This window comes from Acinetobacter sp. LF10, assembly GCF_048585715.1.
Taxonomy (GTDB): domain Bacteria; phylum Pseudomonadota; class Gammaproteobacteria; order Pseudomonadales; family Moraxellaceae; genus Acinetobacter.
Genome location: NZ_CP184160.1, coordinates 2,902,062 through 2,925,756 on the forward strand (window position 1 = coordinate 2,902,062; position 23,695 = coordinate 2,925,756).

Sequence of the window (23,695 nt, forward strand, 5' to 3'; positions counted from 1 at the left end):
CCTGTGTCGAATATCGAGAAACCCAAAGCCACCTATGAGCAAGCGATTGCGATAGACAATGCACGTTTAGGTCAGTCCTTTAAAGTGATTGCGTATGCTGGCACAGGTAAAACCACGACTTTACAAATGATCAGTGATGCCATGCCCGAACGGCGTGGTATGTATTTGGCTTTTAACAAAGCCATTGCAGCTGAAGCACAGAGTAAATTTCATGGCAATGTAAATTGTCGTACCTTTCACTCTCTTGCCTTTCGTAGCGTACCGCGTGGAGTGACTGATAAATTACGACTACCTCGCTTAAGCCCAAGTTTTATTGCTAAAGAATATCGTTTAGAGCCTATTACGCTCCGTCGTTTAATGGGTGGACGTTACGAAAAATATGTATTGATGCCAAGTCGTCTTGCGAGTTTGGTTGCCAATGCCGTCAGCTATTTCTGCTCGACCAGCTCACAATACCCTGCCCCTCGTCATATCCAAGCACCTAACTGGTTGCATCAAGATGATATTGAATCGTTACAACAGCACTTATATCCAGCAGTTGAACGCCGTTGGTTAGAGTCGATTGATCAAAATCATCAAGCAGGCATTGGTCACGATATTTACCTCAAACTTTGGGCATTATCAGAACCCAATATTCCAACAGATTATGTTCTGTTTGATGAAGCACAAGATGCTGACCCATTGATGCTTGGCATTTTACTACGCCAAAAAAGCACACAAGTGATTTATGTCGGTGATGCACATCAACAAATCTATGCTTGGCGTGGCGCAGTCAATGCCATGCAACAAATGCCATTACATGAAAGTCGCTTAACCACCTCTTTCCGTTTTGGCGATGCAATTGCTGATGTTGCCAATAGTCTGCTGGGTGCATTAAACGAAACTGTTCCGCTACTTGGCAATCCAAATGTTAAATCGAGTGTGGTGAATAAACCGCATACCAAAATGCGTGATGCAATTCTATGCCGTACCAATGCAAGAGCAATGGAACTATTACTCTCAGGTTTAGTACATGGTGACAAAGTCGGTTTGCAAGCTGATCACCAAAAACTCAGTCGTTTTGTTGATGCAGCCAGTTTACTCAAACAAGGCAAACGTATTACCGATGTACCCGAATTGGCTTGGTTCAACTCTTGGCATGATGTGCATGAATATTGTGAAACCAATGATGGTAGTGATATTAAGCCCTTAGTTAAACTGGTTGATGATCACGGTACTGAGCCACTCAAAAAAGCGCTTGCTAAAATCACGCCCATTGAACAAGCAGATTATGTGATTTCCACCGCACATAAAGCCAAAGGCTTGGAATGGAATCGTGTGCATATCGAAGATGATTATCAATTTAAAATCAATGGACTAGAACACAAAATTACAGATGAGGAATTAAGATTACTTTATGTTGCCTGTACTCGTGCTAAAGTAAGTTTAAATATTCATCATCTTTACGATTTGATACAACAATTAAAACGGGGCGCTCCCTCAAGTCTTCGCCAGTCCGTAGGTTAAGCGCTTATGTTCAGGGGGAGCTTATGCAACTTGAATCAGTGCTATTTAAACATGTTGGGATGTTTCGAGATTTAACCATTGAATTTCAACCTGCAAAACGTCCCATCACGCTTATTTTAGGTGAGCAAGCCACAGGCAAAACTACAATTTTAAGAAATATCTATCAAGCCTTAACGTGGTTCTCCGCACGTTATAAAGATATTCGCACTGCTGGTGTTGTGATTGCTGATCAAGATATTTTGTTGACACGCTTACAAGCCAAAGTTCAAGTCCAAGTTAGAATGAGCAGCGAATTAAATCATCATCTACCAGAAAGTAGCTCTGCACAAATGACTGACACTCAGAACTGTAGTTGGAAATTATTTAAAACATTTAACAGTCAAGGCGTGGGCATTAGCCAAGTTGAAACTCAACAATTGGATCAAATGGTGTCGTTGTATCAAAAAACCAGTCTTCAAGACCCGTTATTTGGTTTACCGTTCATTGCCTACTATCCTGCTGAACGTTTTGTGCAAGAAGTCAATTTACAAAGTAAGAATGCACCAGGAACATTACAAGATATTGCTGCCTACGATTTAATGGCGATTCCATACACAACTTTTGCGCGTTTCTTTGAGTGGCTACGAGAAATTAGTGATGTTGAAAATGCTCACTCTGCCCACATTGTCAGACGTATTATTGGCAACGATTTCAGTCAGCAGAATCAATCAGAGGTTTTGCAGCAATTACAACAAGAACTGATGAATCATCCTAAACAACTTTCAGCACCTAATTTATATGCGCTGAAAAAAAGCTTACATACCATTTTTCCAGAATTGAATGATATCTATATTCAATATATCCCTAAGCTTCAATTAATGGTGCGTTACAAAGATCAGACCATTCCATTTCAGCAATTATCGGCCTCTCTTAAATCATGGATTGCATTGGTAGGTGATATTACACGTCGTTTATGCTTGCTTAATCCACATTGTTTCGACCCTTGTTTAGAAGGTGAAGGCATATTATTAATTGATCAAATTGAGCATCAGTTAGATCAAAATATGAGTGCTGAAATTTTAGAGCGTTTACATCAAGCATTTCCAAGACTGCAAATTATTGCTTCAGGCAATCGCGATGAATTATTAGAACATGCTTTAGAATATCAATGCTTAAGGTTAGGTGATAAAGAAATTTATGAGATTAATCTTGAGAAATCTCAACAACAACTTTCACAACTCTATAATGAGTTAAGTCAATCAGAAAGCATTCTCTTGCAGCAGAATCAACACTTATTAGAATCAGAAACTTTGATCAGTAAAGTTGATGAACTCTTTCATCAAATCCAAGCGCTTGATGAGCAAGAAAAGAGTAATTTGCTTCATCTACTTAAAATTGATGATACCCCTCAAGAGACATCACTTTAATATTGGGGTTTAAGCTTGATTGCATCATTAATCCTCATAAACTAGAGATCAATTTTTTCTTTTGAATAGGTCTTATATACCTGAACACTAGATTGTAGGGACAAGCATTTGATCCAAGACCAGATCTCTATCCCTCTTATGTATACAGATAATTGAATGGAAAATATTCAATTAAATAGCGAACAAAAAACATTGATAGACAAGTTTTAGCGACAAAGATGTTGTTATTTTCATGTAATAACATCAGATTTTTGTTGATTTTTTATAGTAAAATAAAATTCATTTTTTACTTTCAAGTTGTGCAATACAACTTGCCCTTTCCGTTAACTTGATTGGGTTTCGAGACTTGAAAATTTGGCTTTCTCTTTGAATGCCTTAAGTCTTGGAAGAAAATCCACCATTAGGTCTCTCTCGACCTAAATCATCGACATGGATATCAGTGTGCTACCGATTATTATTTTATTACCACTCATACTTGGCACAACCCTTGTCTCACAATTGCAACGTATTTCACGGGGTATGACGGCAATTGGAGCAATTGGCATTAGCCTGAGTTGTTTTATTTTACTGCTTAGCCAAGCTGAAACGGTTTTACAGGGTAATGCCCTGCAACAGAGTTGGGAATGGCTTCCACAACTAGGCATCAATCTTAGTTTTCGCCTTGATGCGTTAGGATTATTATTCGGCTTACTGATTAGTGGGATCGGCACACTGATTTATATTTATGCCTATTATTATCTCAGTCCCAAAAACTCACTCAGTAAACTGTATCAGTTGCTCATGCTATTCATGGCGGCTATGCTTGGAATTTCACTCTCCAACAATTTGATTATCTTACTGGTATTTTGGGAACTGACCAGTATTTCTTCATTCTTGCTCGTGGGCTATTGGAGTCAATATGATGCCGCCCAACGTGGCGCACGTATGGCACTCACCATCACAGGGATGGGCGGTTTGGCGATGCTAGGGGGCTTTGTCCTCTTAGGACAAATCACGGGTACTTACCAGATTGACCAATTGGTGTTAATGAAAGACTCCATTCAACAACATCAGTTATTTATTCCAACGCTACTTTTAATTTTATTAGGTGCATTTACCAAAAGTGCGCAATTTCCTTTTCACTTTTGGTTGCCAAATGCAATGGCAGCTCCCACCCCTGTTTCAGCCTATCTACATTCAGCAACGATGGTAAAAGCAGGCATTTTCTTATTAGCACGTTTAGCCCCTCTATTTATTGGTGCTGCGCTGTACCACAACATTGTGACCTTTGTTGGTCTATTTACCTTGTGTATGGCAGCAGGTTTCGCCATATTCAAAGAAGATCTCAAAGGGCTTTTAGCTTATTCAACCATCAGCCATTTAGGTTTGATTGTTTGTTTACTCGGCATTGGTTCACCACTCGCTGTTGCAGCAGCAATCTTTCATATCATTAATCATGCAACATTCAAAGCTGCTCTTTTCATGATTGCAGGCATTATTGATCATGAAACAGGAACACGTGATTTACGTAAGCTCAGTGGTATCTGGCAACTCCTTCCGTTCACAGGTACCCTAACCATGATCACCGCTGCTTCGATGGCTGGTGTACCGCTGACCAATGGCTTTATTTCCAAAGAGATGTTCTTTACGGAATTACTGGCAAACCTATCAGGCCCAGTAATGATAATTGCAGCCACCGTAGCAACTTTATCCGGTATTTTTGCTGTTACTTATTCTATTCGTTTGGTACATGGTGTGTTCTTTGATGGTGGGATTGGTAAACACATTCCTAATAAAGATGCGCACGAACCACCTCTCGGAATGCGCTTACCAGCGATTATATTAGCGACATTATGTATTCTGGTCGGTATTCTGCCTGCACTATTGGCTGGAACAGTCGTGAATAGTGTAATGCGTGCGAGTTTGGCTCAACCTGAATTTGAGGGTGTTCACTTAGCGATTTGGCATGGTATTAATGCACCTTTAATCATGAGTCTGATTGCATTGATGGGTGGTGGTTTATTTTACTTTAGCCTCATTAAAAATGAGCGTTTACGTAAAATTGACTTAGACCCTTATTTAGGTAAATTCCAAGGCAAACTTTTATTTGAATCATTCCTGAAGCATCTCTTACTTACCAGTCGAAAAATCAAACAAAAGACAGAAACTGGTTCTCTACAAAGTTATCTTCTTTGGATTGTTTTCTTTAGCATCATCATGGTGGGTTTACCCCTATTCAATCAGGGTTTAACAACTGGCACACGTGAGCTTACCCATGCTCCATGGATTGCTGTGGTCTTATGGCTCACATTATTCTCTGGCTGTTGGATGATGTTGTGGTTCCACCACGAACGGATTAAAGCTGTTTTAATTAGTGGTGCTGTTGGACTTGTTGTCACCATGGTGTTTGTCACCCTATCTGCACCAGATCTTGCACTTACTCAGATCACAGTTGACGTTGTTACTACTGTTTTATTGTTGATGAGCTTATCGTTATTACCGCAGTTAACCCCTTACGAATCGAGTCGTCCACGCCGCTGGCGAGATGCAAGCTTAGCAATCGCAGGTGGTATCGGTATTGGTTGGATTACATGGCTAATACTAACACGAGAACATAATTCAATCTCATGGTTCTTCTTACAACAATCCCTCCCATTAGGCGGTGGTTCAAACGTCGTCAATGTCATTCTTGTTGATTTCCGTGGTTTTGATACCTTCGGTGAAATTACAGTATTGGGTATTGCAGCAATAGGAGCACTGTGTCTCATGGATGGTATGCGTGCGCATGGCACTACCATGACACAAGGTTTATCTTATCGTTTTAACCCTTCACCATTGATGTTACGTATTTCAGCCTCATGGGTACTTCCTCTTGCCCTTGTCGTCAGTATCTACATTTTTATGCGTGGGCATAACTATCCCGGGGGTGGATTCATTGCAGGTCTGATCACGGCAATGGCACTCATCATTCAATATATCGTATTGGGTCAAGATCAAGCTGAGCAATTGATTAAAGCAAAATCTGGTCGCTTATATGAGATTTGGATTGGCTCAGGTTTAGCAATTGCAGGTTTAACGGGTATTGCAGCTTGGTTTTGGACACGCCCATTCTTAACAACAGCACATATTTATATAGAACCACCATTATTGGGGAAAATGCATTTAGCTTCGGCTGTCTCATTTGATCTCGGGGTTTATATGACCGTTGTTGGCGCGACAATGCTGCTAATTTCAGTCTTAGGTGATTCGCGTCACTCAAGTATGTCTGGACCTGTTCCAAGTGGAGATAAATAAAAATGGTTAGTATTGAATTTTTGCTCGCTTCGGGAATTGGTCTTCTAACAGCAACAGGCATCTATTTAATTTTACGTGCCAGAACCTTTCCTGTCGTACTCGGTCTGGCCATGATCGGTTATGCCGTAAATTTATTTTTATTTGCAGTCGGTCGTATTCAAATTAATGCACCTGCAATCATTACAGAAACAACTAAAGTAACAGATCCGTTACCGCAAGCGTTGGTACTGACTGCGATTGTGATTGGTTTTGCAACAACCGCTTTTATTGTACAGCTTGCTTTACGTAGTCGCTATGAATCTGGAACAGATCATGTTGACTCCAAAGAAGAACCAACGGTAACTTATGACCCACGTGAGGATGAGCCATAATGTTTGATTTCAATAATTTTTGGCATGCTCATACTCCTATTTTAAGTATTTTGATTCCAGCATTTACGAGTTTTTTATTACTTTTATTAGGCAATCCTGGTTCCGGTTCTCTAAAACAGGATTGGCGCCAACCTTGGCGACGTGGCATTAGTTTAGGTTCTGCACTTCTAGGCTTAATCACAGCAATCAGTTATTTGATGATCGCCAATACAGGTCAAGTTACCGTTTACCAACTTGGTGAATGGTCTGCTCCTTTTGGAATTGTTTTAGCTCTCGATCGTCTCGCTGCATTCATGTTGGTGCTCACTTATGCACTTGCAGTGCCTGTCATTTGGTATGCAAGTGATAACTGGGACACACGTGGGCGCTATTTCCACACCATGTTCCATTTTTTATTAATGGGTATAACGGGTGCATTCCTGACAGGTGACTTATTTAACTTATTCGTGTTTTTTGAAATCCTGTTAATGGCATCTTATGTATTGCTATTACATGGTCAAGGGCGACCGCGTTTCCAGCTAGGCATACATTACGTCACGATTAACTTACTCGCATCAGCGCTATTTTTGATTGGTTTAGGGATGATCTACAGCAGTGTTGGTAGTTTAAATATGGCTGATGTGGGTCGCCTTATCCCAACCCTAGACAGCGATCAACATAAACTTGCTATCGCGGGCGGCTTGTTACTGTTTGTAGTATTTGGAATCAAAGCAGCAATGCTACCTGTCGGCTTTTGGCTACCAAAAACCTATGCTGTTGCAAGCACACCCGTTGCTGCAATTTTTACTATTATGACCAAAGTTGGTATTTATGCCATTCTACGTGTCAATGGTACTGTTTTTGATGATGCAATGGCACAGAGTATTTTCAAAAACTGCTTATTAATGATTGGTTTGATTACTTCATTATATGGTGTAATCGGCGCAATTGCTGCTGAACGCTTACGCCGTTTTGTTGGCTTTATGGTGTTGTCATCGATTGGAACATTACTCATCGCTATTGCCATGTTTAATACCCAAGCATGGTCAGCAGCCTTGTATTATTTAGTACATAGTACGCTGGTTGCCGCTGCATTCTATTTATTCTGTGGTTGGATGACCTCACAACGTGGTTCTTTCAAAGACCACTTAAAAGTTGCACCTAAAATCAAACAGGAAAAAGCGGCTGCTTTTACTTATTTTACCATTGCACTCATGATGGCAGGTCTACCCCCTTTCAGTGGTTTCTTAGGTAAAGTTTTTATCTTACAGGCTACTGCTGAAACGCCTTATAAAGGTTGGATTATTGCTGTTATTCTGATTGTTAGCTTACTCAGCATTATCGCATTCACACGTGTTGGTTTTATCCTTTTTTGGCGTGCTAGCCCACCCGAAGAAAATCCTAAAGAATCAGCATATATCGCTTATCAATCACTACCTGATACAGCACCTAATCGGAATGACAAAGCAATCTATATATTACTGACTGCTTTGATAAGTTATGTTGTATTTGCAGCACCAATTCAGAGTTATACAACTTCAACTGCACAACAAATTCAAAATCATGCGCTTTATCAACAAGCGATTCTAAAACATGATAGTCAAGGTCGTGCCATTAGCGTGCAGCCATTTGATGCAGCGTATTTGCCTGAAACTAAATATGGTGGTGAGGTTGAGGATCATAATGCGGTATTAATTCCAGATGTTATCTCAAAACCGACGTTACAAGGCGAGCATATTTCGGAATATAAACAACGTCAAATTGCAGAGCAAACTTTATCAAATCCAACTATTCCAAATGCTACACAATTAAAACCGATGGAGGAACACTAATGCAAAAACGTGCTTTGCTTGATCGTTGGTTTCCCCACCCCTTTGTGTCATTTTTAATTTTCGTGACTTGGCTCATGCTGTCACATAGTTTAGACATCACAGATATTTTTATTGCAATTCTATTAGGTATCTTTGTTTCACGTTTGGTAAGCCCTTTTATTGCACATACACCACATATTCATTGGTTTCCTGCAATCAAACTTTTTTTTGTGGTGTTATGGGATATTGTGATTTCAAACTTTCGTGTAGCTAAAATGGTACTTGGGCCAATGGATGAGTTGCATCCAAAATGGTATCGCGTGCCATTAGAAACTGAGCATGAGCAAGTAAATACTTTACTCGCAATGATCATTACAACGACGCCAGGTACGGTATCCGCAGGGATTGATCAAGAGCGAGGAGATATTTTAGTTCATGCACTCAGTACCGATAATGCTGAATTAGATATTCAAGACATCAAAAATCGTTATGAGCTACCTTTGCTCGAAATCTTTGATGTAAAGATTGCAGAAGGAGCAGCGAAATGACCATTTTACCTTATGCACTTGCGATTAGTTTAGTGGCAATCACGATCTCCATGTTTCTTTGTCTCATCCGCATGATCATTGGACCATCTGTTGTTGATCGCTTGTTAGCACTCGATACTCTTTTTCTTAATGCAATATGCCTGATTGTGGTGTTAGGTATCTATTGGGCAAGTAACAATGTATTTGAAGGTGCTTTATTGGTGGCGATGCTCGGTTTCGTTTCAACTGTTGCACTGGCTCGCTATTTTACCACTGGACATGTGATTGATTAAGGAGAGAGGTTATGCAAATAATTTTTGAGATTATCATTTCGTTCTTTTTGATCTTTGGTGCATTTTTTATGCTCGTAGGTTCAATCGGAATGATTCGCTTACCCGACTTATTTATGCGCCTACATGCACCGACTAAATCAAGTACGCTAGGCTTAGGGAGCTTTTTAATTGCGGCTATGATATTTGGAGCGACTCAAGGTCATTTCGGTTTTGCTGAATTATTGATTACTTTATTTGCATTTATTACTGCCCCAGTATCTGCAAATTTGATGGCACAAGCTGCAATTCATTTACGTTTGCGTTCAACCAGTGGTGATGTTCCAGAAGCTTTAAATCGTCCGCTACCATGGCAACGTTATCGTCGTAATGCAGAAAAGAAAGATCAACTTTAAGTTGGTCTTTTTATTGAGCTCAATGTGTTTTTAAGTTTCAGAAAGCCTAAACTAATTAACTAGCTGAAAGATATAATTTTAATAGAAAAAATCATATCAATCACAATGATCTATAGCACAAAAGAAAGCCACCCGAGGGTGGCTTTCTTTTAAAACTTATTCTTTATCGTCTTGCCCTTGTTCAGGCAGATCCTTCACAGCTTCCGCGATCAGACCAAACATATAGTTACCATAGGCATTGGTTTTATCGTAATGGAAACGCAATCTTGGCGTAATACGTGTCTTGATACGACGGCTCAACTCATGACGCAAGAAACCAGAAGCTTTATTCAATACATCTAAAGTTTCTTTATTTGCGACTTCACTTTGCTCATCACCAAGTTCACGTCCCATCACAGTGACATAAACTTCAGCATAACCCATGTCTGCACTGACTTTCACCGCAGAGATGGTCACTAGACCACCTAAGCGAGGATCTTTAAGCTCTTGACGGATCAGCTCAGACAACTCACGTTGTACTGAATCCGCCATCCGCTTTAAGCGTTGGCTACCCGCCATTAAAGACTCCGTTTAATCAATTGAACATCATAGACTTCGATCTTGTCTTTGACTTTGATGTCTTTATAGCCTTTCACCGCAAGACCACATTCCATACCGGCACGAACTTCTTCAACCACTTCTTTATAACGACGAAGAGATTCAAGTTCACCTTGGAATACAACCACGTCATCACGTAATACGCGAATTGGTTTATTACGGTGTAACATACCTTCAAGTACCATACAGCCTGCTGCTGCACCAAATTTACTTGAGTGGAAGACTTCACGCACTTCTGCAACACCTAAGATCGTTTCACGATGTTCAGGTGCAAGCTTACCGCTCATTGCAGCTTTTACATCATCAATTAAATGATAGATGACGCTGTAATAACGAATATCAATGCCATCTTGATCAGATTTTTGACGAGCAGTGTTATCTGCACGGACGTTGAAACCTAATAATACTGCTTCTGAAGATTCAGCTAAAGTCACATCTGACTCAGTGATTGCACCAACACCAGAACCAATGATGCGGACTTTAACTTCATCTGTAGAAAGTTCGTCAAGCGCAACATGTAATGCTTCTAAAGTACCACGCACATCAGTTTTGAGTACGACATTCACATAAGGAATATCTTTTTTACCCATAGATGCCATGATGTTTTCAAGACGCATTGCACTGGCACGCTCTAGACGCTTATGACGCTCACGGTCAGAACGAGCATCAGCAACTTCACGTGCTTTCTTCTCATCATTCACTACAAGAACTTCATCACCTGCCATTGGTGCATCAGGTAAACCTAAAATTTCAACTGGAATTGAAGGACCTGCTGAAGTGATACGTTGACCATTTTCATCAACCATCGCACGTACACGACCATAAGATGAACCCGCAAGAACCAAGTCACCAATGTTCAATGTACCATTTTGTACAAGAATTGATGTTACCGCACCACGACCTTTGTCAACACGTGCTTCAATTACTACACCTTGCGCCGCACCTTCTGCTGAAGCTTTAAGCTCCATCAGTTCAGATTGGATCAAGATAAGATCAAGTAACTCATCAATACCCGCACCAGAATGTGCTGAAACTTTAGCGATAGGTGTATCACCACCCCATTCTTCAGGTACGATTTCTTTATGTGCTAATTCGTTTAATACGCGATCGACATCCGCAGATTCTTTATCCATTTTGTTGATAGCAACAATAATTGGTGTACCCGCTGCACGTGCATGGTCGATTGCTTCAGCAGTCTGTGGCATTACACCATCATCAGCAGCTACAACAAGAACCACGATATCCGTTGCTTTTGCACCACGTGCACGCATAGACGTAAACGCTGCATGGCCCGGTGTATCTAAGAAAGTAATAATTCCTTTCTCAGTCTCAACGTGATAAGCACCGATATGCTGTGTAATACCACCCGCTTCACCCGCTGCCACTTTAGAGCGACGAATACGATCCAGCAATGACGTTTTACCATGGTCAACGTGACCCATGATTGTTACTACTGGTGGACGAGTCGTTTGTTCACCACGTGCTTCTTCAGCTGCTTCTAATAAATTATCTTCAGCTTGTGTATCAGAAACTAATACTGGGTTATGACCCATTTCTTCTACAACGAGTACCGCAGTATCTTGGTCAATTGCTTGGTTTTGAGTGACCAACTCACCCATTTTCATAAGTGTTTTGATAACTTCACGAACTTTAATCGCCATCTTTTGTGCAAGATCGGCAACTACAATTTTCTCACCAATTTCAACATCATAAACCTGTTTTTTAACAGGTTTTTCAAAACCATGCTTGTTTGCCTGACTGGTTTTCAAGCCGCGCTTATTATGGCTCTTACTGAAGCTTTGCTCAGACTGAGCATCGCCACCACGACCACCTTTCTTACCAGCACGAGGATTTGCAGTTGCGCCCCCACGTTTGATTTCACGGTCTTCTTTATTGAAAGAATCTTCGTATGCCTGACCAACGAGACCCGCAGCCAAAGGCGAATCATCAATAACACGAATCGTTGTCGTTGCATCATCACTTGAATATTTTGATGCCATCTGACGCATTTGCTCAAGTGTACGCTGTTGCGCTTCTTCAGCTGCTTTACGACGCACTGCTTCTTCAGTTGCTTTCAACTGAGCTGCTTGTGCTTCACGTGCTTTTTTCTGTTCAGGGGTTTCTGTAGGCTTAACAACAGGTGCTTTAATCACCTTGTCACTACCACGTTTTTTCACCACAACAGCCGTTTTAGCTGGTGCTTGCGCTGCACTATTAGACGTATGCGCTGCACGCATTGCATCTAAAGTTGCATTGGCTTTTTGTTCAGCTACATCACGTGCATTTTGAACAGCTACATCACGTGCATTTTGCTCTGCACGTACTTTAGCATCTGCTTCTACACGTGCTTTCGCTTCTGCTGCAAGTAATTCTGGATTCGGTTTAGCAAAAACTTGTTTCTTGCGAACTTCAACATTAATGTTTTTTGCTTTACCCGAGGTACTTGTTACTTTAGCAGTACTGGTTGTTTTACGTTTCAACGCAATTTTTCCTGTGTTACCACTGTCCTGACCATGTACTTTTTTCAAATGATTGACCAAAGTATTTTGTTGTTCAGCGGTAATAATGTCATCTGCTTTACGCTGTGGTAGACCTGCTTCGCGAACCTGCTCTAGGAGTTTCTCTACAGGACGTTCTACGCTGAGCGCTAACTCTTGAATCGACTTGTCCGTCATCTATTATCTCCTAGTTAAACCATGATTCACGTGCTTTCATGATCAATTGACCTGCTTTGTCATGACCTAAACCTTCGATATCTGAAATATCATCAGTCGCTTGATCAGCCAAATCATCAATTGTAATCACACCACGCGCCGCCAATGCATAAGCAATCTCAGTGGTCATACCATCCATACCGAGAAGTTCTGCACTTGGCTCTTGAATATTTTCTTGCTGTTTCAGTGCATCAGTTAAAGCAGCTTCTTTCGCACGGCTTTGAAGCAATTCAACTAAATCTGCATCTAGTTCAATTTCATCAAATGTTTCAGCTGGAACATAAGCAATCTCTTCTAATGAAGTAAAGCCCATTTCCACCAATGCCATTGCTAAATCTTCTTCAATATCGAGACGTGTAACAAACATATCTAAATACTGTTGTGCTTCATTTTGCTGACGAGCACGATACTCTTCTTCTAACATCATGTCGAGTTTATAACCCGTCAATTCCGATGCTAAACGAACATTTTGTCCTTGCGAACCAATCGCACGTGCTAACTGATCATTGGTTGCGAAGATGATATCTGCACTGCGTGCATCTTCATCTAGCACAATACCTGATACATCAGCTGGTTCTAATGCGCTTGCAATATATTGTGCTGGATCATCAGACCACACCACTACATCAATACGCTCACCGTTCAACTCTTGTTGTACTGCTTGAATACGTGTACCACGCATACCAATACATGCACCAACTGGGTCGATACGATGATCATTGGTTTTCACTGCAATTTTAGCACGAACACCCGGTTGACGAGCAGCTGCTTTAATTTCGATGATTTCTTCAGAAATTTCTGGAATTTCTTTTTTCATCAATGCAATTAACATTTCAGGACGGGCACGAGACAATAATAATTGTGCGCCACGACCTTCGCGGTTTACGCTGTATAAAATGGCATTGATACGTTGCTTAGGACGCAAAATTTCTTTATGAATGGTTTCTTCACGCGCTAAGTAAGCTTCAGCATTGTCACCTAGATCAATGATAAAGCCATCTTTAGTTTGCTTTTTCACTTCGCCGTAAATCAACTCACCCACTTTAGATTCATAAGCATCTGCAACCAAAGCACGCTCAGCTTCACGAATCTTTTGCACAATGACTTGTTTCGCAATTTGAGCAGCAATACGACCAAACTCAATTGACTCAACTTCTAGCTCACGCACATCACCGATTGACCATTTTGATGGATCAACATCTGAGATTGCATCTTGGCAAGCTGGCATTTCATGATCTTCATCCGCCACAACTGTCCACTGACGGAAGGTGCGATAATCACCTGTTTTACGGTCAATCTCAATACGAAGCTGTGCTTCTTCTGAATGTGTTCCTTCGTAAAACTTTTTCTTCGTTGCTGCAACAAGTGCTTGCTCTAATGCTTGGAAGATCGCCTCACGACTAACACCTTTTTCATTACTAACCGTTTCTGCAACGGTAAGAATTTCGCGGCCCATAAGTCACCTACCGATTTCTTATAAAATTAAGTTAATATTAGTCTTGATAGATTAAATTTGCTTTATCAATATTATTACTATCAATTTCAAGCACATGTTTAGCTTCCACTTCAACTTGAATGATTTCATTTTCTAAGTCTACAGAAAGTAATTTCGCTTGAAACTTACGACGATTTTCGACGGCAGCAATTAATCGTAAAGCCACTTGTTGCCCAACATAAGCAGGCAATTGATTGAGTTGAAAAAATGGACGATCCCAGCCTGGTGAAGAAACTTCTAAAGCATATTCACCTGAAATTGGGTCATGAACATCAAGCATTGCACCCACTTGTTGTGTCACTAAAACACAATCTTGAACGCCAATACCACGCCCTTGTTCAACTTCGCCATCTTCATTTAAGATAGGTTCAACATTCTCATCAACTACTTTATCAATATAAATACGTAATAAAGAACGTTTACCTTGAGGTAGGAATTCAATCCCCCATAGATCTACACCACACGCAGCTACTGCTGGCGCGATTAGATCATGCAATGCTTGAGATTTATTTGATAATTTCATTTACTCTCGTCGCTCTCATGCGAGCCAATCAATCTTAACCGTATAGTGAAGCACGACTATTTGACCAATTGATGTCGAACACTACACGATAGCTAAACAACCAATAAAAAAGGGCGTAAATCGCCCCTACATTACACAGAAAACCGAAGTCCACTGTGCAAAAAGGCCCACCTTATCGTGAGCCTCTTTTAGAAACTTGGTAGCGGGAGCTGGATTTGAACCAACGACCTTCGGGTTATGAGCCCGACGAGCTACCAGACTGCTCCATCCCGCAACAACGTGCAAAAATTATATACAAATATGAAAAAAAGTCAATTTAAGTTTTCTTCACACCTGCTTGATTAAGTTGCACCTTAATCAAATGGTAGCGGGAGCTGGATTTGAACCAACGACCTTCGGGTTATGAGCCCGACGAGCTACCAGACTGCTCCATCCCGCAACAACATATACACTGCATACACCAAACTTACTGGTTATTAAGCTTGGTGCGGAAGGGGGGACTTGAACCCCCACGCCCTAAAGCACTACCACCTCAAGGTAGCGTGTCTACCAATTCCACCACCACCGCAGCTTTGTGGGACGCATTCTATTCCTTTAAATATAAAAAGGAAAGCACTAATTCAACTTATTGAGTTGTTTTAGGTGCGTTTGATGAAGTTTCAGGCGATGTTACTGGTGCAGAGGTCGTGGTTTGAGCGGATTTTAAGCTATACGCATCCGCTGTTTGTTTTTTTGCAAAAACAGCCAAAGTTAAACTCGTAGCAAAAAACAAGGCTGTAAAAATCGCGGTTAAGCGTGTTAAAAAGTTACCCGCTCCAGAAGCACCAAATACCGTAGCAGCACCACCGCCACCAAACGACGCTCCTGCTTCAGCACCCTTACCTTGTTGCACTAAAACCAATCCAATAATCATAATTGCTAAAATGATATGTACAACGAGTATAAAACTATACATTTCTACTTCCTATTATTTGCTTTGAGCAAATGCTTTTGCAATTTGATAAAAAGATTGTGCATTGAGTGATGCACCTCCAACCAAAGCGCCATTAATATCAGGACATGCAGCCAACTCAACAGCATTGTCGGCTTTGACACTACCACCATACAATATAGCCATGTTTGTACCGAATGATGTAATTTGTTTTAAGCCTTCACGTATTTTTGCATGCATTGCTTGAGCATCCTCAGGTGAAGCTGTCTTCCCTGTTCCAATCGCCCAAATCGGTTCATACGCTATCACAATATTTTGCCATTGTTCAGCTTTAACGACCGATGCAATATCACAAATTTGTTGTAATACCACTTGCTCAGCAGCGCCTTGCTCACGCTGCTCTAAACTTTCGCCAACGCAATAGATCACGGTCAAACCTGCATTTAATGCATTTTGCAGTTTTGCTTTTAAAATATTGACGTTGTCACCAAATAATTCACGGCGCTCAGAATGTCCAATCAATACATATTCAATCTGGCTATCTTTTAACAGTTCCGCACTCACCTCACCTGTGTAAGCACCAGTACCGGCCACACGAGAAAGATCCTGAGCCACAGTATAAACAGCTCTGGTTGCATCTTTTAACTGAGCGTGAACACCAGTCAACGCAATCGTTATTGGCGCTACACCAATATGACATTGCTCAGGAGAAATATTGTCCTGTTGTAGTAACTGCTTAAATTCTTCTATTAATTGGAAAGCATTCGCATGCATTGGATTCATTTTCCAATTGCCAATAACCCAAGGGGTAATCGCCGAATTCGACATACTTCGCCCACCTACGACTAATTTATAAAAAATGCTGCATATTTTACACGTATTTTTATAAAATTCAGTTTTTCTTTTCAGTTTAAGTTTCAACCAAAAGAAAATAGATCTAAAAAACCATCAACTTTTTTTACATGTATATGTCGATTTTTTACAATCGTTTGCTTTATTTCTAGCGAACGCTACTCACTGAATCTGAAATTAATTTGTAAAAAAATCGATCAGTTCAAGTTTTTCAATATGAACCAAGTAAAAAACAACACTTTCTATAGTGGTATTTTTACGTAACAAAAGTATAATTTTGAGGATAGCTATTATAACCATATTGTCAGTAAGGCGGACAGATGTCAGGATTACATACGTCTCCAAAGTTTTCGGGGTTCATTCGACGTTTAGTTGAAGATGGTCATATGACTGCTGCAAATATGCAGAATGCAATTGATGCAGCCAAGAAAGCCAAACAAGATATTGTTGCTCATTTGATTGAACAACATCGTCTTTCTCCACTTACCATTGCAGAAAGCATCTCCGTAGAATTTGGCGAACCACTTTTTGATTTGGCGGTTTACGATGTTGGATTATTACCTCGAGAATTAACCGACAATAAACTCATACAAAAACATCGTGTTGTTCCGTTAATACAACGTGGACAAATTTTGTATGTTGCTACGAGCAACCCAACCAATATTGATGCATTAGATGCAATCCGGTTCAATACGAAACTTAATATTGAACCAATTATTGTTGAGCATACGAAACTTGAAAAGTTAATCGAACAACATTTCGGTGATTCAGGTAGTTTCGATTTTGGTGACAGTGAAGACTTCGATTTAGATATCGATGTTAATCAAGATTCTCCTCAAGAAAATGACGATAATTCATCTCAAGGTGATGAATCGCCTATTGTTAAATATATTAATAAGCTTTTAATTGATGCAATTCGCATGGGCGCATCAGATTTACATTTTGAACCTTACGAAAAAACGTATCGTGTACGTTATCGTGTAGATGGCGTTCTACGCCAAATTGCTACCCCACCATTACAAATGGCAAATCGCTTGGCTTCTCGTTTAAAAGTTATGTCCCAAATGGATATTTCAGAAAAACGAATGCCTCAAGATGGTCGTATTAAACTCAAGTTATCAAAAACCAAAGCAATTGATTTCCGTGTTAACTCTTTACCTACTTTATTTGGAGAAAAATTAGTACTACGTATTTTGGATCCATCAAGTGCTATGCTCGGGATTGAAGCATTAGGTTATGAAGATGATCAGAAAGCATTATTCATTGAAGCACTTGAAAAGCCTCAAGGAATGCTATTGATTACAGGTCCAACAGGTTCTGGTAAAACCGTATCGCTATATACTGGTCTAAATATTCTAAACACTGAAGATACCAATATTTCAACAGCAGAAGACCCTGTTGAAATTAACTTGGAAGGCATTAATCAGGTCAACGTGAATCCAAAGACGGGATTGACTTTCTCTGCTGCATTAAAGGCTTTCTTACGCCAAGACCCGGATGTAATTATGGTCGGTGAGATTCGTGATTTGGAAACAGCCGAAATTGCAATTAAAGCAGCGCAAACAGGTCATATGGTGATGTCAACACTACATACCAACAGTGCGCCAGAAACTTTAACTCGTTTACGCAACATGGGTGTACCTTCGTTTAATATCGCAACATCAGTTAATCTTGTTATCGCACAACGTTTAGCACGACGTTTATGCTCACAATGTAAAATACCTCTTAATGTACCTAAGCAGAGTCTCATTGAACTAGGATTTACTGAACAAGATTTAGCCAATCCAGATTTACAAATATTTCAGCCTATTGGATGTCCTGAATGCCGTGAAGGGTATAAAGGGCGAGTAGGTATTTATGAAGTCATGAAGGTCACCCCTGCAATCTCTAAAATTATCATGGAAGATGGAAATGCACTGCAAATTGCAGCAGCATCAGAACAAGCAGGGTTTAATAATCTCCGGCGTTCTGGTTTGAAAAAAGTAATGCAAGGAATTACCTCATTGCAGGAAATTAACCGAGTAACAAGTGAATAAAATTAATAATAAGGATTAATAATCATGGCAGTTAAAAAAGCGCAAATGATGCCTACTTTTGCCTATGAAGGAATAGATCGTAAAGGGGCTAAAATCAAAGGGGAAGTTCCAGCACGCAACATGGCTTTAGCCAAAGTCACGTTACGAAAACAAGGAATTACCATTAAAAATATTCGAGAAAAACGCAAAAATATTCTCGAAGGTTTAATGAAGAAAAAAGTATCAACATTAGATATTACGATTTTTACTCGTCAATTAGCAACCATGATGAAAGCAGGCGTACCCTTAGTACAAGGCTTTGAGATCGTCGCCGAGGGTTTAGAAAATCCCTCTATGCGTGAAGTTGTACTAGGAATTAAAGGGGAAGTTGAAGGTGGCAATACATTTGCTGGCGCGCTAAAAAAATATCCCCAACATTTTGATAATCTATTCTGTTCATTAGTTGAATCGGGTGAGCAATCGGGTGCATTAGAAACTATGCTAGATCGTGTTGCGATCTATAAAGAAAAAAGCGAATTATTAAAACAAAAAATTAAAAAAGCCATGAAATATCCAATTAGTGTTCTTATTGTAGCCGTGATTGTAACTGTGATTTTAATGGTTAAAGTCGTTCCAGTGTTTCAAGACCTATTTAGTTCCTTCGGTGCAGATCTTCCAGCATTTACTCAAATGGTTGTAAACATGTCCAATTGGACACAGAAATACTGGTTTATCTTAATTATAGTAATTGCAACATTAATTGCCTGCGTCTTAGAAACAAAAAAACGTAGTAAAAAATTCAGAGACTTTTTAGATAAAATGGCACTCAAAGCACCTATTTTTGGTGATCTAGTCTATAAAGCGATTATTGCTCGTTATAGCCGTACACTTGCAACCACTTTTGCCGCTGGTGTACCACTGATTGATGCTCTCGAATCTACAGCTGGTGCAACGAATAATGTTGTTTACGAAGAAGCTGTGATGAAAATTCGTGAGGATGTCGCAACAGGTCAACAGCTACAATTTGCGATGCGTGTGTCAAATAAATTCCCGTCCATGGCGATTCAAATGGTTGCAATTGGTGAAGAATCTGGAGCATTGGACACGATGTTAGATAAGGTCGCAACACATTTTGAAAATGAAGTGGATAATGCAGTCGATGGCTTAACATCAATGATGGAACCACTGATCATGGCGGTATTAGGTGTACTCGTGGGTGGTCTAGTTATCGCGATGTACCTTCCTATTTTCCAAATGGGATCAGTAATGTAATGCATCAATTTTTATCTTACTTTATAGACAACCCAACTGCGTTATATGTCGCAGTTGGACTTTTAAGTTTATGCATTGGTAGTTTTTTAAATGTCGTCATCTATAGAACACCAAAGATGATGGAACAAGAATGGCATCATGAATGCCAAATGTTGTTACACCCAGAACAACCTATAATAGACGAAACTAAATTAACCTTAAGCACCCCACCATCTACATGTCCAAAATGTAAATCTGCTATTCACTGGTATCAAAATATTCCTGTAATGAGTTGGTTAATGCTTCGTGGCAAATGTGGTGCTTGCCAAAATCCAATTAGTATTCGCTATCCACTTATTGAACTATTAACAATGATTTGCTCATTAATAGTAGTTGCTATATTTGGTGCGACCGTACAAATGTTATTTGGCTTAATACTCACTTGGGTCTTAATCACATTAACGTTTATTGATTTCGACACACAGCTATTACCCGATCGCTTTACCTTACCACTTGCCGCACTAGGCTTGGGAATCAATAGTTTCACTATTTATACTTCTGCTGGTTCAGCGATTTGGGGCTATTTGATTGGCTTTCTATGCTTATGGATTGTTTACTATATCTTTAAACTCGTCACAGGCAAGGAAGGTATGGGCTATGGTGATTTTAAACTACTTGCAGCTTTAGGTGCTTGGATGGGACCATTGATGCTCCCCCTAATTGTGCTACTCTCTTCAGTTGTTGGTGCAATTATTGGAATTATTTTGATAAAAATGCGTGGTGAAAACCAACCATTTGCATTTGGTCCTTATATTGCAATTGCTGGCTGGATTGCATTTTTATGGGGAAATCAAATTATGAAAATATATCTAGGTGGATAATATGAGTTTTATCTTGGGCATTACTGGTGGCATTGGTAGTGGCAAATCCGCCGCGACACAATGGTTTGAATCCCAAGGAATTGTTGTAGTCGATGCAGATATTGTAGCTCGTGAGGTGGTTGAGCCGGGTCAACCTGCTTTGAAAGAAATTCAACTTTCTTTTGGAGACTGGGTATTATTAGAAGATGGCAATCTGAATCGACGTGCACTTCGTGAACACATATTCCAGTTTCCAGAAGCGCGAGAAACACTCGAAAAGATCACTCACCCTGCTATACGCCAATCCATTATTCAACAATTACAACAAGCAGAAAGCCCTTATGTCATTTTAGTTTCACCTCTTCTCTTTGAAACCAATCAACATGAACTTGTGCATCATACCCTACTCATCGATGCAAATGAACAAACACAACTACAACGTGCAAGTCAAAGAGATGGACAAAATGAAGAACAAATCCGCAAAATTATCGCGGTACAAATGCCTCGCACCCAAAAGCAATTACTCGCAAATGATATTGTTATGAATGATGGTTTACTTGAGCACCTTCATCAACAACTAAAACCATTACATCTAAAATATCTACAAACTGCTGAACAGGCATTTTAATCCTGCTTCTGTTGCGCGAGTCGTTCACTCAGCGTGTCTTTTTTAAACCAGCGCCATGGCTGTAATGCACCAATACCCATTCCTACTAAACCACAAGCAATCGCTGTATTTAAAGGCTCATCAAGCAGTGGAACAGCAATCACAGCGGCAATAAAAGGTGCCAAAGTAACAATACTACCCGTTTTAAATGCACCTAAACGCTCAATCGCAGCAACATAGGTCAAAGTTGCAATAATTACGACCAATACACCATGAAATAAACCTTGAATGACTAAATGAATGGGTTCTGCTTCTTGAAAATGTTTTGGAACAAATAAAATATAGACAGGTAAATAAATAATCGCCGACCAAATTGCCACGCTTGCCATGGAATGCCAAGCCGATAATTTCCATTGTTTAAGCAATACTGTAAAAACTCCCCACCAAACAGCACTGATAAAAAAAAGTAAATCGCCTAAGCCAAAAGCGGCCGCTTGATCATGCAGCATCAGATAGCTCATTAATACAAGCGCACTTAACATGATGCTAAGACTTAACCAAGTATGTTTATCAAAAGGCTGTTTAAACAATAAATAAGCAGCAACCGCCGTACATAGAGGAATACAGCCATTTAAGAAAATTGCAGCATGAGCTGCTGGTGCTTGCAAAAAAGCCGTATAAACGGTTAGACAATAGGCTAAACCACCTGTTAAGGCTAAAATGACTGGACGTGGATGCCATAAAAAAGCTAAATCTTTTTTATAAATGAGCACAGGCATTAAAATAAGAAAGGCTATCGCAAAACGCATTGCCACCAAATCCCATGCACTCACATGCCAATGTAAATTTAAACGGGAGAAAATGGTAAATCCCCCCCAAATACACATTGTAATTAAAACAAATAGATAACCTTGTGTACGAGCAGTCATTTAAGATTACATTGGCAATACTTGCATGAATTATACAACACTACGCTGGCGACATGCTTCATAAAGTGCCATACCAGTTGCGACACTCACATTTAGACTTTGTAAATCACCAGACATCGGAATATATACCGTGTGATCACATTGAGACTGAGTAATCGGTCTTAAACCTGTGTCTTCCGCACCCATAACAATGACAACTGCACCCTTAAAGTCACATTGCTGAATTGGCAATGCTTTTTCATCTAGCATTGTGCCAACAACACGTGTATGTGTGGTCTCTTTTAAATGAGCTAAGGTTCGAGCTAAGTTAGTCACTTGAATGAACTTAACTTTTTCCGCCCCACCTGCTGCAACTTTACGTGCCGTCGGGGTTAAACTAGCTGAACGATCACGTGGCACAATCACCGCCTGAACACCCATCGCAGCTGCAGTACGAATACATGCACCGAGATTATGCGGATCAGTCACTTGATCTAATGCCAGTAACAAAGCGTCCGGTGACTGCTGCATCAATTCGTCTAAATCTTTTTCATTTAAGGTTGGATGTGGTCGAACTGCAGCCACTACACCTTGGTGAAAAGGTAAGCCTGCAAGCTTTTCCAAGCTATCCCGACTCGCCTTTTGGACGCTAATACCAAAAGGTTCTGCGAGTTGCAAAATCTTTTGTAATCGCTGGTCATCACGACCTTTTAAGGTAAATAAAGTCAAAACGCGTTCAGGCTCTAACTCCAATAATGACTCAACCGAATGAACGCCATAATAATATTCAGGTTTTGCCATGAACGACCTCTTGCAGTATTCCCGATCTATAAAGGGAGATTTTGAAAAATAAAAATCCTGCAAAGTAGCTTTACAGGTGAGGAGCGAATAGCTCCACAAGGGAATTTAATAAAAAAATCCTGCAAAATGAATTTACAGGATTCTCTTTAGGTATAGTGTACCCGATTTAAGAAGCGATCAGTTAACCTTCTAAATGACATACATAATCAAGTACTTCATCAGTCTCGATGTGGAAAACACTATTTCCTGGGACATAAAAAGACTGACCTGCGCGGAATAACTCACTTTCTGTACTATCTGCGATTTTTACACGACATTCACCAGAAATGATTTCCATACGTTCTGGCACATGTGTTTCAAAAGTTAATGCCTGTTCAGTAGGTAAAATCACACCTAATGTCTTTTTAGTACCATCTTCAAATTGTACAGTATGGCTGATACATGCCCCACCAAAATATACATTTGACTTTTTAATGACCGTAACATGATCAAACTGCACTGAACTCATGCCTACTCTCCAAATAATGCAGCATTTATATTAGGTTATGATGGACGTAGTTTAATTGTGCCTGCGTCACTAATC

At 40.1% G+C, this 23,695-nt stretch carries 21 protein-coding genes and 3 tRNA genes; 12 read left to right on the top strand and 12 right to left on the bottom strand.

The features are described from left to right. Positions 1-3: 3 nt before the first annotated feature. The 8 genes from ACN19N_RS13945 to ACN19N_RS13980 all read left to right on the top strand — a co-directional run bounded on the left by ACN19N_RS13945 (position 4) and on the right by ACN19N_RS13980 (position 9,558). A complete protein-coding gene (locus ACN19N_RS13945) occupies positions 4-1,506 on the top strand; it encodes a UvrD-helicase domain-containing protein (RefSeq protein WP_269228976.1) in 1,503 nt (500 codons plus the stop codon). A gap of 23 nt (positions 1,507-1,529) precedes the next feature. Beyond that, entirely contained in the window at positions 1,530-2,912 is a 1,383-nt protein-coding gene (locus tag ACN19N_RS13950; protein WP_269238974.1) for an ATP-binding protein, read from the top strand. Positions 2,913-3,341: 429 nt separating this feature from the next. Further along, positions 3,342-6,185 carry a monovalent cation/H+ antiporter subunit A gene (locus tag ACN19N_RS13955; RefSeq protein WP_269238972.1) on the top strand — a complete coding sequence of 948 codons (2,844 nt, stop codon included), beginning with the start codon at positions 3,342-3,344 and terminating at the stop codon, positions 6,183-6,185. Positions 6,186-6,187: 2 nt separating this feature from the next. Next, positions 6,188-6,556 (top strand): Na+/H+ antiporter subunit C, encoded by a 369-nt coding sequence (locus ACN19N_RS13960; protein ID WP_050042068.1) that lies wholly within the window; start codon positions 6,188-6,190, stop codon positions 6,554-6,556. Next, complete coding sequence (locus tag ACN19N_RS13965; protein ID WP_420001591.1) at positions 6,556-8,367, top strand: monovalent cation/H+ antiporter subunit D; 1,812 nt, start codon at positions 6,556-6,558, stop codon at positions 8,365-8,367. Before ACN19N_RS13960 ends, ACN19N_RS13965 begins: the two co-directional genes overlap by 1 nt. Further along, the gene (locus tag ACN19N_RS13970) at positions 8,367-8,894 is read left to right on the top strand and encodes a Na+/H+ antiporter subunit E (protein ID WP_420001592.1); all 528 of its coding nucleotides are present in this window, start codon (positions 8,367-8,369) and stop codon (positions 8,892-8,894) included. Before ACN19N_RS13965 ends, ACN19N_RS13970 begins: the two co-directional genes overlap by 1 nt. Beyond that, the gene (locus ACN19N_RS13975; protein WP_420001593.1) at positions 8,891-9,166 is read left to right on the top strand and encodes a monovalent cation/H+ antiporter subunit F; all 276 of its coding nucleotides are present in this window, start codon (positions 8,891-8,893) and stop codon (positions 9,164-9,166) included. The genes ACN19N_RS13970 and ACN19N_RS13975 overlap by 4 nt, the downstream gene beginning before the upstream one ends. An 11-nt stretch (positions 9,167-9,177) precedes the next feature. Then, entirely contained in the window at positions 9,178-9,558 is a 381-nt protein-coding gene (locus tag ACN19N_RS13980) for a Na+/H+ antiporter subunit G (RefSeq protein WP_269228981.1), read from the top strand. 156 nt (positions 9,559-9,714) lie between these two features. On the opposite strand, the gene ACN19N_RS13985 is transcribed toward ACN19N_RS13980, so the two are convergent. The 9 genes from ACN19N_RS13985 to tpiA form a co-directional block, all read right to left on the bottom strand. Then, a complete protein-coding gene (locus ACN19N_RS13985; RefSeq protein WP_004659268.1) occupies positions 9,715-10,116 on the bottom strand; it encodes a ribosome-binding factor A in 402 nt (133 codons plus the stop codon). Continuing rightward, entirely contained in the window at positions 10,116-12,830 is a 2,715-nt protein-coding gene (gene infB / locus ACN19N_RS13990) for a translation initiation factor IF-2 (RefSeq protein ID WP_269228982.1), read from the bottom strand. Before infB ends, ACN19N_RS13985 begins: the two co-directional genes overlap by 1 nt. Before the next feature lie 10 nt (positions 12,831-12,840). Then, positions 12,841-14,325, bottom strand: coding sequence for a transcription termination factor NusA (gene nusA, locus ACN19N_RS13995; protein ID WP_005218583.1), 1,485 nt, complete (start codon positions 14,323-14,325; stop codon positions 12,841-12,843). A gap of 37 nt (positions 14,326-14,362) precedes the next feature. Next, positions 14,363-14,887 (bottom strand): ribosome maturation factor RimP, encoded by a 525-nt coding sequence (gene rimP / locus ACN19N_RS14000; protein WP_269228983.1) that lies wholly within the window; start codon positions 14,885-14,887, stop codon positions 14,363-14,365. A gap of 197 nt (positions 14,888-15,084) precedes the next feature. Beyond that, a tRNA-Met gene (locus ACN19N_RS14005) sits at positions 15,085-15,161 on the bottom strand. A gap of 88 nt (positions 15,162-15,249) precedes the next feature. Continuing rightward, positions 15,250-15,326: transfer RNA gene (locus ACN19N_RS14010), tRNA-Met, on the bottom strand. 44 nt (positions 15,327-15,370) lie between these two features. Beyond that, positions 15,371-15,455 (bottom strand) — tRNA-Leu (locus ACN19N_RS14015). 57 nt (positions 15,456-15,512) lie between these two features. Next, the gene (gene secG, locus ACN19N_RS14020) at positions 15,513-15,842 is read right to left on the bottom strand and encodes a preprotein translocase subunit SecG (RefSeq protein WP_005162938.1); all 330 of its coding nucleotides are present in this window, start codon (positions 15,840-15,842) and stop codon (positions 15,513-15,515) included. Positions 15,843-15,854: 12 nt separating this feature from the next. Then, the gene (gene tpiA, locus ACN19N_RS14025) at positions 15,855-16,646 is read right to left on the bottom strand and encodes a triose-phosphate isomerase (protein ID WP_420001594.1); all 792 of its coding nucleotides are present in this window, start codon (positions 16,644-16,646) and stop codon (positions 15,855-15,857) included. A gap of 344 nt (positions 16,647-16,990) precedes the next feature. Here tpiA and pilB point away from each other — a divergent pair, with 344 nt between their 5' ends. The 4 genes from pilB to coaE are packed head-to-tail and all read left to right on the top strand — an operon-like array spanning position 16,991 to position 21,424. Next, positions 16,991-18,706, top strand: coding sequence for a type IV-A pilus assembly ATPase PilB (gene pilB / locus ACN19N_RS14030; RefSeq protein WP_269228985.1), 1,716 nt, complete (start codon positions 16,991-16,993; stop codon positions 18,704-18,706). Positions 18,707-18,730: 24 nt separating this feature from the next. Next, on the top strand, positions 18,731-19,957 hold the full coding sequence (locus ACN19N_RS14035; protein ID WP_269228986.1) for a type II secretion system F family protein: 1,227 nt from the start codon (positions 18,731-18,733) through the stop codon (positions 19,955-19,957). Beyond that, entirely contained in the window at positions 19,957-20,817 is an 861-nt protein-coding gene (locus tag ACN19N_RS14040; RefSeq protein WP_269228987.1) for a prepilin peptidase, read from the top strand. The genes ACN19N_RS14035 and ACN19N_RS14040 overlap by 1 nt, the downstream gene beginning before the upstream one ends. Position 20,818: 1 nt before the next feature. After that, positions 20,819-21,424, top strand: a complete 606-nt coding sequence (gene coaE / locus ACN19N_RS14045; protein ID WP_269238964.1) for a dephospho-CoA kinase — start codon at positions 20,819-20,821, stop codon at positions 21,422-21,424. On the opposite strand, the gene ACN19N_RS14050 is transcribed toward coaE, so the two are convergent. The 3 genes from ACN19N_RS14050 to ACN19N_RS14060 form a co-directional block, all read right to left on the bottom strand. Further along, positions 21,421-22,332: a DMT family transporter gene (locus ACN19N_RS14050; protein ID WP_269238963.1), complete on the bottom strand. Its 912-nt coding sequence runs from the start codon at positions 22,330-22,332 to the stop codon at positions 21,421-21,423. The two genes, coaE and ACN19N_RS14050, sit on opposite strands and share 4 nt — an antisense overlap. A 30-nt stretch (positions 22,333-22,362) precedes the next feature. Continuing rightward, positions 22,363-23,112, bottom strand: a complete 750-nt coding sequence (gene rlmB / locus ACN19N_RS14055; protein ID WP_269238962.1) for a 23S rRNA (guanosine(2251)-2'-O)-methyltransferase RlmB — start codon at positions 23,110-23,112, stop codon at positions 22,363-22,365. Positions 23,113-23,293: 181 nt separating this feature from the next. Next, positions 23,294-23,620 (bottom strand): pyrimidine/purine nucleoside phosphorylase, encoded by a 327-nt coding sequence (locus ACN19N_RS14060; protein WP_004659291.1) that lies wholly within the window; start codon positions 23,618-23,620, stop codon positions 23,294-23,296. Positions 23,621-23,695: the final 75 nt, after the last annotated feature.

Excerpts from the sequence above, each read along its gene's own strand:
- ACN19N_RS13950 (WP_269238974.1), top strand. The coding sequence starts at position 1,530 with ATGCAACTTGAATCAGTGCTATTTAAACATGTTGGGATGTTTCGAGAT.
- ACN19N_RS13955 (WP_269238972.1), top strand. The coding sequence starts at position 3,342 with ATGGATATCAGTGTGCTACCGATTATTATTTTATTACCACTCATACTT.
- ACN19N_RS13960 (WP_050042068.1), top strand. The coding sequence starts at position 6,188 with ATGGTTAGTATTGAATTTTTGCTCGCTTCGGGAATTGGTCTTCTAACA.
- ACN19N_RS13965 (WP_420001591.1), top strand. The coding sequence starts at position 6,556 with ATGTTTGATTTCAATAATTTTTGGCATGCTCATACTCCTATTTTAAGT.
- ACN19N_RS13970 (WP_420001592.1), top strand. The coding sequence starts at position 8,367 with ATGCAAAAACGTGCTTTGCTTGATCGTTGGTTTCCCCACCCCTTTGTG.
- ACN19N_RS13975 (WP_420001593.1), top strand. The coding sequence starts at position 8,891 with ATGACCATTTTACCTTATGCACTTGCGATTAGTTTAGTGGCAATCACG.
- ACN19N_RS13980 (WP_269228981.1), top strand. The coding sequence starts at position 9,178 with ATGCAAATAATTTTTGAGATTATCATTTCGTTCTTTTTGATCTTTGGT.
- ACN19N_RS13985 (WP_004659268.1), bottom strand. The coding sequence starts at position 10,116 with ATGGCGGGTAGCCAACGCTTAAAGCGGATGGCGGATTCAGTACAACGT.
- infB (WP_269228982.1), bottom strand. The coding sequence starts at position 12,830 with ATGACGGACAAGTCGATTCAAGAGTTAGCGCTCAGCGTAGAACGTCCT.
- nusA (WP_005218583.1), bottom strand. The coding sequence starts at position 14,325 with ATGGGCCGCGAAATTCTTACCGTTGCAGAAACGGTTAGTAATGAAAAA.
- rimP (WP_269228983.1), bottom strand. The coding sequence starts at position 14,887 with ATGAAATTATCAAATAAATCTCAAGCATTGCATGATCTAATCGCGCCA.
- secG (WP_005162938.1), bottom strand. The coding sequence starts at position 15,842 with ATGTATAGTTTTATACTCGTTGTACATATCATTTTAGCAATTATGATT.
- tpiA (WP_420001594.1), bottom strand. The coding sequence starts at position 16,646 with ATGTCGAATTCGGCGATTACCCCTTGGGTTATTGGCAATTGGAAAATG.
- pilB (WP_269228985.1), top strand. The coding sequence starts at position 16,991 with ATGTCAGGATTACATACGTCTCCAAAGTTTTCGGGGTTCATTCGACGT.
- ACN19N_RS14035 (WP_269228986.1), top strand. The coding sequence starts at position 18,731 with ATGGCAGTTAAAAAAGCGCAAATGATGCCTACTTTTGCCTATGAAGGA.
- ACN19N_RS14040 (WP_269228987.1), top strand. The coding sequence starts at position 19,957 with ATGCATCAATTTTTATCTTACTTTATAGACAACCCAACTGCGTTATAT.
- coaE (WP_269238964.1), top strand. The coding sequence starts at position 20,819 with ATGAGTTTTATCTTGGGCATTACTGGTGGCATTGGTAGTGGCAAATCC.
- ACN19N_RS14050 (WP_269238963.1), bottom strand. The coding sequence starts at position 22,332 with ATGACTGCTCGTACACAAGGTTATCTATTTGTTTTAATTACAATGTGT.
- rlmB (WP_269238962.1), bottom strand. The coding sequence starts at position 23,112 with ATGGCAAAACCTGAATATTATTATGGCGTTCATTCGGTTGAGTCATTA.
- ACN19N_RS14060 (WP_004659291.1), bottom strand. The coding sequence starts at position 23,620 with ATGAGTTCAGTGCAGTTTGATCATGTTACGGTCATTAAAAAGTCAAAT.